An 11,417-nucleotide genomic window follows, 5' to 3' on the forward strand; every position below is an offset into this window, starting at 1 on the left:
CTCGGTTGCCTCAGGCGTCTCAGGCGCGGACGTCCCCCGTGTCGACGGCCGCGGGCGAGAACCGGTAGCGCTTGATCGCCGGGATGGCGAGCACCGCCAGCCCGGTCGCGACCACGACGAGGACGCCGCCCAGGGCGGTGGCGCTGCCGGGGCCGATCAGCGCGCCCGTGGTGCCGTGCAGCAGGTCCGCCAGGCGGGGACCGCCCGCCACCACCACGATGAACACGCCCTGCATCCGGCCGCGCATCTCGTCCGTCGCCGCCGCCTGGAGGATCGCGCTGCGGAACACCATGCTGATCATGTCCGCGGCGCCGCCGATCGCCAGGAACACCACCGCGAGCCACAGGGCGTGCGACAGGCCGAACCCGACCATCGCCACGCCCCACGCCACGACCGCGAGCACGACGCCCACGCCGTGCCGGGTCACGCGTGACGTCCAGCCGGACGTGAGGCCGCACAGCATCGCGCCCAACGGGATGGCGGCGAACAGCAGGCCCAGCGCCAACCCGCCGCCGGGCGGGTCGCCGAACGTGTTCTCGGCCATCTCCGGGAACAGCGCCCGGGGCATGCCGAACACCATCGCGATGATGTCCAGCAGGAAGCTCGCCAGCAGGATCTTCTGCACGGCCAGGTACTTGAACCCGTCGAGCACGTCCCGCAGCCCGGCGCGGCGCGACGTGCCGCTCAACGGCGGCAGCGGCGGCAGCTTCCAGACCGCCCAGATCGTCAGCGTCAGCGCGACGGCGTCCACCAGGTACAACGTCGACAGGCCGACGACGGGCATCAGCGCGCCCGCCAGCATGGGCCCGAACACGCCGCCGAACATCATCACCGTGGAGCTCAGCGCCGTGGCCGCCGGGATCTGGGCGGCGGGCACCAGCCGGGCGACGGAGGCGGTGCGGGCGGGCGCGTTCGCGGCGAAGAACACCTGTTGCAGCCCGAGGAGCGCGATCACCAGCCACACCGAGTCCACGTGCAGCGCGGCCTGCCCCCACAGCAACACGGACGTCACCGCGATACCGGTGTTGGTGACGATCAGCAGCTTGCGCCGGTCCACCACGTCCGCGATCGCGCCGCCGTACAGCCCGAACACCAGCAACGGCACCAACGCCACCCCGGCCGCCACCCCGACCCAGCCCGACGAACCGGTGAGGTCGTACACCTGCTTCGGCACCGCCACCGCGGTGAGCTGGCTGCCGATGGCCGTCACGATGGTGGAGAGCCACAGCCGCCGGTACGCCACGACCTTCAACGGCCGGGTGTCGATGGCAATCTTCCCCAGGACTCTCCGCACGGTCGTTTAGCGTACGGCAACTAACGACATCGTCACCGAGACGTGGGACACGGCCGGCGTCGTGGTCGCGGGATGCACGACCGGCGTTCGCGAAGTGCGCGGCTGTCGACGGGGGAGCCGAACGCGCGACGGCCTCCGCCACGCGGTGGGTGGTGGCGGAGGCCGGTCACGTCGTGCTGCCGGGTTACGGCGCGATGCGCTGCAACTGCCAGCCGTCCCGGCCGAGGCGGAAGCGGAGGCGGTCGTGCATGCGGTCGCGGCGGCCCTGCCAGAACTCGACCTCTTCGGGGCGGATGCGCCAGCCGCCCCAGTGCGGCGGCACCGGCACGCGGTCGGCGTCGGCGAACTGCCGCTCGACCTTGTTCAGCGCGCTCTCCAAAGTGGATCGTCCGCTGACGACGCGGGACTGCGGCGAGGCCCAGGCGCCCAGCTGCGAGCCGCGCGGGCGGCTCTCCCAGTAGCTCGCGGTCTCGGCGGGGCCGACCTTCTCGACGATGCCGCGCACGTGCGCCTGCCGCTGCATCGCGAACCACGGGAACGTGGCCGAGGCGTAGCGGGTGGCCATCAGGTCGTGGCTCTTCGCCGACGTGTAGTTGGTGAAGAACACCAGGCCGCGCTCGTCGAGGCCCTTCGCCAGCACGGTCCGCGAGGACGGGCGGCCCTCGGTGTCGGCCGTCGCGAGGACCATCGCGTTCGGCTCCGGCAGACCCGCGCCCGCCGCCTGGTCAAGCCACAGCTGCAACTGCTCGTGCCAACTGGCCGCGAGGTCGCTCTCTGTGAGCGAGCCGTGTTCGTAGGACACGCGCATCGACGGCAACGCGATGTTCGTCGTCTCCGACATCCCGACCTCCCGGAGCGTAATTCGTCCTGGCCAAGGCACTTGTGGCACCTAGCGATCCCGCGACCGTACGGGTTTCGCGGCCGGGGCGAAACCGCCCGCACGGTGATGACCGCCACCCGATCCGTGACTTTCGGTGTGACCCGCGCCTCGGAATCGAGCAAGGGATCGAGTCAGAGACGACCGGCCGATCCGGGGTGCCGGGACCGCGCCGCGTCGAGCGCGCGGTCGACGGTCACCGCGTCGTCGGCCAAGGCGGTGCTCAGGCTTCCGCCGCGCGCCAGCGGGACGAGCGACCACCAGTCGGCTGAGACCGCTCCCGGCGGGTCCTCGCCCCAGCACAGCAGCTCCGCGCCGAACACCCGGCGGCCGGCCAGTCCCGCCGGACTCGCGTCCACTTCGTGCGTTCCCAATCGAGACGTCTGCTTGATCACCGGCCCGCCCCGCCGGACGTCGAGCGTCGTCGTGAGCGAACCCGGCCGCTCGTTCGACCGACCCAGCACGATGACCTCCCGCGCACGCAGCCGGGCCCCATCCCCCATCCGTGCGCGGAAAACGGACTCGTGGCACGCACGCGCCGTGACGACGGTCGGTTCCGGCAGGTACGCCAGGGAAGCGCCGTCCGCCAGCTCCACGTCGACCAGCGCACGGCTGCCGCCCGCGTGCCGGCCGGGCAGCGCCAGCGTCGCCGCCACCCCGCGCAGCTCCACCGACGCGCCCGCTTCGACCGTCACCCGCAATTCCAGGTCGTCGCCGCCCAACGGGGCCGTGACCGCGCTGACCACGTGCACGAGCGCCACGTCCCGCGGGCCGCGCCGGGGCACCAGGCGCAGCGGCGCCATCGACCGCACCTCGCGCACGACGGTTCGCCCGTTCGGGTCGCAGGCCACGACCAGGTGAGCCCGCGCCCTCACCGGAGCAACCCCTGTGACCCCTGACACGTCCTCGGATCGGGTGGAACTCCCACCCACACATCTCGGGGGAGATCGTGATGAGGAGATTCGTCGCAACAGCCGCCGTCATCGCGGCGGTGCTCGTCACCGGGGGAACAGCGGTCGCGCAGCCGCAGGCCGGCCCGTGCCGGTCGGCGGACCTGACCATCGGCTTCGGCCGGGAGGGGGGCGCGGCCGGCACGGTGTACCGGGAGGTCGTGTTCACCAACCGGGGCCTGCGCACGTGCGTGCTGCGCGGCTTCCCGGGCGTGTCCTACGTGGACGCGAACGGCGACCAGGTCGGCGCCGCCGCCGTGCGCGTCGGCGACCGCGGCCCGCTGCTCACCCTGCCGCACGGCGCGGCGGCCCGCTCGGACGTCGGTTTCGCCCAGGTCGACAACTTCGACCCGGACGTGTGCCGCAAGACGCCCGTGTGGGGCATCCGGGTGTTCCCGCCGGACGAGACCGTGCCGCTGCACCTGTCCTTTCCGGACCAGCCGACGACCGACCGGTTCGGCTGCGCGGGCGACGTCAGCCCGTTCGGCAGTCAACTGACCGCCGCGAGCGTGCGGAGCTGAGCGCGCACCCAGTCGGCCACCGCGGGCGCGTCCGGTGTGTCCACCAAGGACTGGCTGATCACCGGTAGCTCACCGCGCATCCGGTGGGCGTCGGCCGTCATGACACCGAGGTCGGCGCCCACCATCGGCGCGAGGTCGGTCTTGTTGATCACCAGCAGGTCCGCGGTGGTCACGCCGGGACCGCCCTTGCGCGGCACCTTGTCGCCACCCGCCACGTCCACCACGAAGATCTGCCGGTCCACCAGGCCGCGGCTGAACACGGCGGTCAGGTTGTCGCCGCCGCTCTCGATGATCACCAGCTCCAGGCCGTGGACCCGCTGCTCCAGCAACTCCACGGCGTCCAGGTTGGCCGTGATGTCGTCGCGGATCGCCGTGTGCGGGCACGCGCCCGTCTGCACGGCCTCGATCCGCTCGACGTCCAGCACCCCGGCGGCGCGCAGGAAGTCGGCGTCCTCGGTCGTGTAGATGTCGTTGGTCACCACGGCGAGGTTCACGCTCCTCCCCGCCGAAGGGTCTTGCAGCGCCCGGCACAGCGCCGCGGTCAACGCGGTCTTGCCGCTGCCGACCGGTCCGCCGATGCCGATGCGCACCGCCCGGTGCGCGTGGTCGTGCGGGTGGTGCGGGTCGTGGCCCGCGTCGGCGGGGTCGAAGTTCACCGGGTGCACGTGGTCAGCTGACAAAGAGACGCACCTCTTCCGTGTGGTGGCGGTCGTGTGATTCGGCCAGCAGGTCCAGGCCGGGCGCGCTCGGCGCGGGCAGGTCCTCGGGCGGGGTGTCGGCGTGGCCGGCGGCCGTCGCCGCGATCGCGTCGATCTCCGGCGCCAACCGGGCCAGCACCGCGTTCACGCCGAACGGGTCCAGGCCGAGCAGCCGGACCGCGCCCGTCGCCGGGCCCGTCACCGCGTGGTAGGCCACCGTCTGCGCGGCCTCGAACGGCTCGCCGACCAGCACGCCCACGATGATCGGGTGGTGCGGCCTCGGCGTCACCCGCAGCAGCTCCGCCAACGCGGCCGACGGCCACGCCCGCAGGGCCGCCCGCGCGATGCCGCGCCCCTGCACGCGTGACGCGTTGCGCTGGGCGGGCGACGGCGTGCGGGCGTCGAGCTCGGCGTCCAGCTCCTCGTGACGCCCGCGGCACGCGGCGGCCGCGAACACCGCGCCCAGCGCGCCCGCCGTGCGCAGCCGCCCGATCAGGAACGACGACAACGACGCCTCGTCGGTCACCAGCCGCCGCGCGACGGCCTCCTCCAACCCGCCCGAGTGCACGTGGCCGCCGCCCGGGAACCGGGAGTCCGCGATCATCAGCGCCGCGAGGTTCATCAGAACAGGAAGTAGCGCTGGGCCATCGGCAACTCCGCCACCGGCGCGGGCTCGACCAGGTCGCCGTCGATGCGCACCGCGAAGCTGTCCGGGTCGACCTTCACGTGCGGCATCGCGTCGTTGAGCACCATGTCGGACTTGGTGACACCACGCGTGTTCCCCACCGCCACCAACGGCCGCGCCAACCGCAGCATGTCCGCCAGGTCGGCGTCGACGGCCTGCTGCGACACGAAGTGCACGCTGCTGCGCGCCGCCGAGTGGGCGCCGAACATCGGCCGCGCGAAGACCGGTTGCGGCGTCGGGATGGACGCGTTCGCGTCACCCATCGCCGCGTGCGCGATGAACCCGCCCTTCAGCACCACCGCCGGCCGCACGCCGAAGAACTTCGGCTCCCACAGCACCAGGTCGGCCAGCTTGCCGACCTCCACCGACCCGACCTCGTGGTCGATGCCGTGCGCGATGGCCGGGTTGATCGTGTACTTGGCCACGTACCGGCGGGCGCGCAGGTTGTCCGGCAGCTCGCCGCGCCGCCGCTGCATCACGTGCGCGGTCTGCCACGTCCGGATGATGACCTCGCCGACCCGGCCCATCGCCTGCGAGTCCGAGCTGATCATGGAGATGGCGCCCAGGTCGTGCAGCACGTCCTCGGCCGCGATCGTGGTGGGCCGGATGCGGCTCTCCGCGAACGCCAGGTCCTCGGGCACGGACGGGTTGAGGTGGTGGCACACCATCAGCATGTCCAGGTGCTCTTCCAGCGTGTTCACCGTGTGCGGGCGCGTGGGGTTGGTCGAGGACGGCAGCACGTTCGGCTCGGACACCACCTGGATGATGTCCGGCGCGTGCCCGCCGCCCGCGCCCTCGGAGTGGTAGGCGTTGATCGACCGGCCCGCGATGGCGGCCAGCGTCGACTCCACGAACCCGGCCTCGTTCAACGTGTCCGTGTGGATGGCGACCTGCACCCCGGACTCGTCCGCCACCCGCAGGCACGCGTCGATCGCCGCCGGCGTCGTGCCCCAGTCCTCGTGCAGCTTGAACCCGCCCGCGCCGCCGACCAGCTGCTCGCGCAGCGCGTCCTCCCGCGTCGTGTTGCCCTTGCCGAGCAGCAGCACGTTCACCGGCATGTGGTCCATCGACGCGAGCATCCGCCCCAGGTTCCACGCGCCGGGCGTCACCGTCGTGGCCTTCGTGCCCTCCGCGGGCCCCGTGCCGCCGCCGATCAGCGTGGTCAGCCCCGACGCCACCGCCACGTCCACGATGCCCGGCGTGATGAAGTGGACGTGGCAGTCGATGCCGCCGGCCGTGAGCACCTTCCCGTTGCCCGAGAGCACCTCGGTGGACGGCCCGATGACCAGCGCCGGGTCCACGCCGTCCATGGTGTCGGGGTTGCCCGCCTTGCCGATGCCGACGATCCGGCCGTCGCGCACGCCGACGTCCGCCTTCACCACGCCCCAGTGGTCGAGCACGACCGCGCCGGTGATCACGAGGTCCGGCGCGCCCTCCGCGCGGGTGGCCACGCCCTGGCCCATCGACTCGCGGATCACCTTCCCGCCGCCGAAGATCACCTCGTCGCCCGAGCCGGCCGGTCCGATGGACCGGTCCTCGGTCACCTCGATGAGGATGTCGGTGTCGGCGAGCCGGATCCGGTCGCCGACCGTCGGCCCCAGCAGTTCCGCGTAGCGGCGGCGGCTGATCTCGTTCACCGGTCCAGCTCCCCCGCCCACTCCGGCCGCAGTCCCGGCACGCGCCGCGCGCCGGCCAGCGGCACCAGCGTCACCTCGCGCTCGACGCCCGGCTCGAACCGCACCGCCGTGCCCGCCGGCACGTCCAGCCGCTTGCCCCACGCGGCCTCCCGGTCGAACTCCAGGCCGGGGTTGACCGCCGCGAAGTGGTAGTGCGACCCGACCTGCACCGGCCGGTCCGCCGCGTTGACCACGACGAGCGTGGTGCGCGGCCGACCGGGGTTCAGCTCGACCGGCTCGTCGCCGGTGACGATCTCGCCAGGGACCACGGGCTGCTCCTCACACGATCGGGTCATGCACGGTCACGAGCTTGGTGCCGTCCGGGAAGGTCGCCTCGACCTGCACGGACTCGATCATCTCCGGGACGCCGCCGAGGACCTGGTCGCGGCGCAGCACGTGCCTGCCGCTGTCCATCAGCTCGCTGACCGTCCGGCCGTCCCGGGCGCCTTCGAGCACGTGGTCGGTGATGAGCGCGACCGCTTCCGGGTGGTTCAGGACCACCCCGCGCTCGAGCCGCCGGCGCGCCACGTCGGCCGCCACGTGGACCAGCAGCTTGTCCCGCTCGTGCGGTGTCAGGTGCATGACCGGTGGTCTACCACGGGAAACACGTCCGGGCCCCGAACCGAAACAAGGCCTTAACGATCTACGGGACTTCTGAATCGGTTCCTTGATCGTGACCGACGACACGCGCACCCGCGATTGCCTGCGCGTCTGAAGGGGAGCAAGGTTTCTCCAACTCTTTACTTTCGCCGAGAAGGAGCGCACAGCGTGGTGCAGACCGAGGACGACGGATTCCGGCCAGGTCTAGAGGGCGTGGTCGCCTTCCGCACCGAGATCGCCGAACCGGACCGCGACGGCGGCGCGCTGCGCTACCGCGGCGTGGACATCGAGGACCTGGCCGGTCACGTGACCTTCGGCAACGTGTGGGCGCTGCTGGTCGACGGCCGCTTCGGGCCGGGCCTGCCGCCGGCGGAGCCGTTCCCCATCCCCGTGCACACCGGTGACGTGCGGGTGGACGTGCAGGCCGCGCTCGCCATGGTCGCGCCCATCTGGGGCTACCAGCCGCTGCTGGACATCACCGACGAGCAGGCGCGCGAGCAGCTGGCCCGCGCCTCCGTGATGGCCCTGTCGTACGCGGCGCAGTCCGCGCGGGGCATCGGCCGGCCCGCCGTGCCGCAGCACCGCATCGACGAGTGCCGGACCATCACCGAGCGCTTCCTCACCCGCTGGCGCGGCGAGCCCGACCCGGCGCACGTCAAGGCGCTGGACGCCTACTGGGTGTCGGCCGCCGAGCACGGCCTGAACGCCTCCACCTTCACCGCCCGCGTCATCGCCTCCACCGGCGCGGACGTCGCGGCGTCCATGTCCGGCGCGATCGGCGCCATGTCCGGCCCCCTGCACGGCGGCGCGCCCGCCCGCGTGCTGCCCATGATCGAAGAGGTCGAGCGCACCGGCGACGCGCAGGCTTTCGTCAAGGACGTCCTCGACCGGGGCGAGCGCCTGATGGGCTTCGGCCACCGGGTGTACCGGGCGGAGGACCCGCGCGCCCGCGTGCTGCGCCGCACGTGCCGCGAGCTGGGCGCCACCCGCTACGAGGCCGCGAACGCCCTGGAGCAGGCCGCCCTGGCCGAGCTGCGCGAGCGCCGCCCGGACCGCGCCATCGAGACCAACGTCGAGTTCTGGGCCGCCGTGATCCTCGACTTCGCCCAGGTGCCGCCGCACATGATGCCCGCGATGTTCACCTGCGCCCGCACCGCCGGCTGGTCCGCGCACATCCTGGAGCAGAAGCGCACGGGCCGCCTCGTCCGCCCGTCCGCCAAGTACGTGGGCCCCGGACCCCGCAAGCCGTCCGAGGTGGAGGGCTGGGACGAGATCGCGTGACGGAACTGCCGATCACGCACCTGCCGCCCTCCGGCGACCACCGCGGGGTCAGCTTCGCCCTGGCCGACCTGTCGGCGATCGGCCCGGTCGCGGACGTCCACGTGGCGTCCGTCCGGCCGGGCCACGTCCGCGGCGGGCACTACCACGCGCGCAAGGGCGAGCTGATCGCCGTCGTGTACGAGGACACCTGGTCGCTGCACTGGGACACCGGCCCGGACACCCCCAGCCACCACCGCACGTTCACCGGATCGGGTGGCGTCGTGGTCGCCCCGCCGCCGCACTGGGCCCACGCCGTCCGCAACGACGGCCGGGCCGACCTGTGGCTCTTCGTCGCCTCGGACCGGCCCTACGACCCGGCCGACCCCGACGCGTTCCCCCGCGAGGTCACCGACTGACATGGCCGACACCGACGTCTTCCGGACGTTCTGCCACATCAGCGAGTACGGCGAGACCGGCTACGAGCACCTGCACCGGATGATCGCCACCAGCGCGCCCCTCGTCCTGTGGTCGCCGTCGAGCCGGCTGCTGGAGAGCCCGCGCTGCCGGGTCACCGACGCGGACTTCGTGCGCCACGTCGAGCAGGGGCGGATCCGGATCGTCGGCCGCGAGCCCTGGCTCCTGGACCGCTCGTTCCGCGACGGCCACCAGTGGTCGGGCGCCGGGTGGCGCACCGAGGTCGACGACGCGGTCCGGTCCATCGCGCGGGACGACGCCTCCCGCCCCCTGGCGGAGCGCCGCGTGGTGGTCGCCCCGGACGAGCAGGGCTCCGTCCGCGCCACCGAGCACGTCGAGCTCCACCCCGAGGTGGTCGACACCCTCCACGCCGCCCTCACCGGCCCGACCTCCGGCTCGTTCCCGGTGGGCGTCGTCGAGCACGCCGGCCGGTTCCGGGACTCGCCGCGCGACCTGGCGACCGACGTCCTGCGGCACGCCTACAACCACCTGGACGCGCTGACCCTCTCCGGCGGCGAGGCCCCGTTCTACCTGTCCCCGCGCGAGAGCCGCTTCCACGACCTGCTGTCGACCCTGCACGGCGACGCGCCCCGCGCCACCCCCGACCTCCCCGACCAGGCCCTGCTCACCGACCTGACCGAACAGGTCCTCGACCTGCTCGGGCGCCTGGAGGCGGCGGGCCGCGCCCCGCTGACCGGTTTCGCCGAGGGCGAGGGCCGCGACCTGCTCGCCCGGTGGCTGAGCGGCGTGTGCGCCACCGTGCGGTCCGGCGCGGCCACCGAGGGCGTGCTCCTGCGGACGTTGCAGGCCGACTTCGACGCGGGCCGCCTGCGCAACGACTGGCGCGACCTGGTCCGCGGCCCCGACGGCGTCCTGACCGGCGGCGGGCTGGGCCTGGTCGCCGCCGAGGCGATGGCCCAGCAGGTAGACGTGTTCGTCGGCCTGGGCATGGCCACCGGCGCGATCTCCGTCGCGCGCGGCCTCCTCCAGCACCTCGGCCACGTCGCCGCGCCGTACGAGAACGCCTCCCAGTGGCCCTTCCTGTACGCGTTCGGCAAGCGGGCCTCGGGCAGGCGCCGGGCGGCCCTGGCACAGGTCCTCGACCTCCTCGCCTGACCCATTCCACGTGACCAGGGACACCCGCCTGTCACCGCCCGGCCACGCGGCTGCAACACTGAGGGCTCCCGGCAACGGCGCCGGTCGTGCCGACCCCCTCCCCGTAACCGGAGGCTTCGCGATGACCCAGACCGCCGACCCGACCTCGTTGGTCCTGCCCTCCGACCTGCTGCCGTCCGACGGCCGGTTCGGTTGCGGGCCCTCCAAGGTCCGTCCCGAGGCCCTCGCGGCACTCGCGGCCGAGGGCGCCGCGCTCATGGGCACCTCCCACCGGCAGAAGCCGGTGAAGTCCCTGGTCGGCTCGGTGCGCGCCGGCCTGCGGGAGCTGTTCTCGCTGCCCGAGGGCTACGAGGTCGTCCTCGGCAACGGCGGCACCACCGCCTTCTGGGACGCCGCCGCGTTCGGCCTGGTGCGCGAGCGCGCCCAGCACTTCACCTACGGCGAGTTCTCCTCGAAGTTCGCCAAGGTCACCAGCGACGCGCCGTTCCTGGGCGACTCGATCGTGGTCAAGGCCGACCCGGGCAGCGCGCCCGAGATCGCCTACGCCGAGGGCGCCGACCTCGTCGGCTGGGCCCACAACGAGACCTCGACCGGCGTCGCGGTGCCCGTCTCCCGCCCCGCGGGCTCGGACGGCGCCCTGGTCGCCATCGACGCCACCTCCGGCGCGGGCGGCCTGCCGGTCGACCCGTCGGACTTCGACGTCTACTACTTCGCGCCGCAGAAGTGCTTCGCCTCCGACGGCGGCCTGTGGATCTCCCTGATGTCGCCGGCCGCCCTCGACCGCGTCGCCGAGATCGGCAAGTCGGGCCGCTGGGTGCCGGAGTTCCTCTCCCTCACCACGGCCCTGGACAACTCCACCAAGGACCAGACCTACAACACGCCGTCCCTGGCCACGTTGTTCCTGCTCAACGACCAGATCGAGTGGCTCCTGGGCAACGGCGGCCTGACGTGGGCCGTGGACCGCACCGCCGACTCGTCCTCGCGGCTGTACACGTGGGCCGAGGCGACCTCCTACACGACCCCGTACGTGGCCGACCCGGCTCACCGCTCGCAGGTCGTCGGCACCGTCGACTTCGACGACTCGGTGGACGCCTCCGTGGTGGCCAAGGTCCTGCGCGCGAACGGCATCGTGGACGTCGAGCCGTACCGCAAGCTGGGCCGCAACCAGCTCCGCGTCGCCATGTTCCCGGCCGTCGAGCCGACCGACGTGAGCACGCTGACGAAGGCCGTCGACTGGGTCGTGTCCAAGCTCTGACCCGGACCTCA

13 protein-coding genes are annotated in these 11,417 nt (G+C 73.0%); 5 read left to right on the plus strand and 8 right to left on the minus strand.

Going from position 1 to position 11,417, the window contains the following annotated elements:
• Window positions 1–19 precede the first annotated feature (19 nt).
• From EDD40_RS20290 to EDD40_RS20300, 3 genes are all read right to left on the minus strand, one after another.
• Entirely contained in the window at window positions 20–1,294 is a 1,275-nt protein-coding gene (locus EDD40_RS20290) for an MFS transporter (RefSeq protein WP_123744325.1), read from the minus strand.
• 184 nt (window positions 1,295–1,478) lie between these two features.
• Complete coding sequence (pdxH, locus tag EDD40_RS20295; RefSeq protein ID WP_123744326.1) at window positions 1,479–2,135, minus strand: pyridoxamine 5'-phosphate oxidase; 657 nt, start codon at window positions 2,133–2,135, stop codon at window positions 1,479–1,481.
• 170 nt (window positions 2,136–2,305) lie between these two features.
• Window positions 2,306–3,046 (minus strand): urease accessory protein UreD, encoded by a 741-nt coding sequence (locus EDD40_RS20300; protein ID WP_246037744.1) that lies wholly within the window; start codon window positions 3,044–3,046, stop codon window positions 2,306–2,308.
• Between the two features lie 77 nt (window positions 3,047–3,123).
• On the opposite strand from EDD40_RS20300, the gene EDD40_RS20305 reads away from it, so the two are divergent.
• Window positions 3,124–3,642 carry a DUF4232 domain-containing protein gene (locus EDD40_RS20305; protein ID WP_123744327.1) on the plus strand — a complete coding sequence of 173 codons (519 nt, stop codon included), beginning with the start codon at window positions 3,124–3,126 and terminating at the stop codon, window positions 3,640–3,642.
• On the opposite strand, the gene ureG is transcribed toward EDD40_RS20305, so the two are convergent.
• The 5 genes from ureG to EDD40_RS20330 are packed head-to-tail and all read right to left on the minus strand — an operon-like array spanning window position 3,612 to window position 7,283.
• On the minus strand, window positions 3,612–4,307 hold the full coding sequence (gene ureG, locus EDD40_RS20310; RefSeq protein ID WP_123744328.1) for an urease accessory protein UreG: 696 nt from the start codon (window positions 4,305–4,307) through the stop codon (window positions 3,612–3,614). The genes EDD40_RS20305 and ureG overlap by 31 nt on opposite strands.
• A 4-nt stretch (window positions 4,308–4,311) precedes the next feature.
• Window positions 4,312–4,962 (minus strand): urease accessory protein UreF, encoded by a 651-nt coding sequence (locus EDD40_RS20315; RefSeq protein ID WP_123744329.1) that lies wholly within the window; start codon window positions 4,960–4,962, stop codon window positions 4,312–4,314.
• Window positions 4,962–6,662 carry an urease subunit alpha gene (locus tag EDD40_RS20320; protein ID WP_123744330.1) on the minus strand — a complete coding sequence of 567 codons (1,701 nt, stop codon included), beginning with the start codon at window positions 6,660–6,662 and terminating at the stop codon, window positions 4,962–4,964. The genes EDD40_RS20315 and EDD40_RS20320 overlap by 1 nt, the downstream gene beginning before the upstream one ends.
• On the minus strand, window positions 6,659–6,970 hold the full coding sequence (locus EDD40_RS20325; protein ID WP_123744331.1) for an urease subunit beta: 312 nt from the start codon (window positions 6,968–6,970) through the stop codon (window positions 6,659–6,661). The genes EDD40_RS20320 and EDD40_RS20325 overlap by 4 nt, the downstream gene beginning before the upstream one ends.
• A 10-nt stretch (window positions 6,971–6,980) precedes the next feature.
• Entirely contained in the window at window positions 6,981–7,283 is a 303-nt protein-coding gene (locus EDD40_RS20330; RefSeq protein WP_123744332.1) for an urease subunit gamma, read from the minus strand.
• 186 nt (window positions 7,284–7,469) lie between these two features.
• Here EDD40_RS20330 and EDD40_RS20335 point away from each other — a divergent pair, with 186 nt between their 5' ends.
• The 4 genes from EDD40_RS20335 to serC all read left to right on the plus strand — a co-directional run bounded on the left by EDD40_RS20335 (window position 7,470) and on the right by serC (window position 11,406).
• A complete protein-coding gene (locus EDD40_RS20335; RefSeq protein ID WP_123744333.1) occupies window positions 7,470–8,582 on the plus strand; it encodes a citrate synthase 2 in 1,113 nt (370 codons plus the stop codon).
• Entirely contained in the window at window positions 8,579–8,977 is a 399-nt protein-coding gene (locus EDD40_RS20340) for a polysaccharide biosynthesis C-terminal domain-containing protein (RefSeq protein ID WP_123744334.1), read from the plus strand. The genes EDD40_RS20335 and EDD40_RS20340 overlap by 4 nt, the downstream gene beginning before the upstream one ends.
• A 1-nt stretch (window position 8,978) precedes the next feature.
• Window positions 8,979–10,151 carry a hypothetical protein gene (locus EDD40_RS41810; RefSeq protein ID WP_170185147.1) on the plus strand — a complete coding sequence of 391 codons (1,173 nt, stop codon included), beginning with the start codon at window positions 8,979–8,981 and terminating at the stop codon, window positions 10,149–10,151.
• A gap of 121 nt (window positions 10,152–10,272) precedes the next feature.
• Window positions 10,273–11,406, plus strand: coding sequence for a phosphoserine transaminase (serC, locus tag EDD40_RS20350; protein ID WP_123744335.1), 1,134 nt, complete (start codon window positions 10,273–10,275; stop codon window positions 11,404–11,406).
• The last annotated feature ends 11 nt before the right edge of the window (window positions 11,407–11,417 follow it).

It is taken from the genome of Saccharothrix texasensis (assembly GCF_003752005.1).
GTDB lineage: Bacteria > Actinomycetota > Actinomycetes > Mycobacteriales > Pseudonocardiaceae > Actinosynnema > Actinosynnema texasense.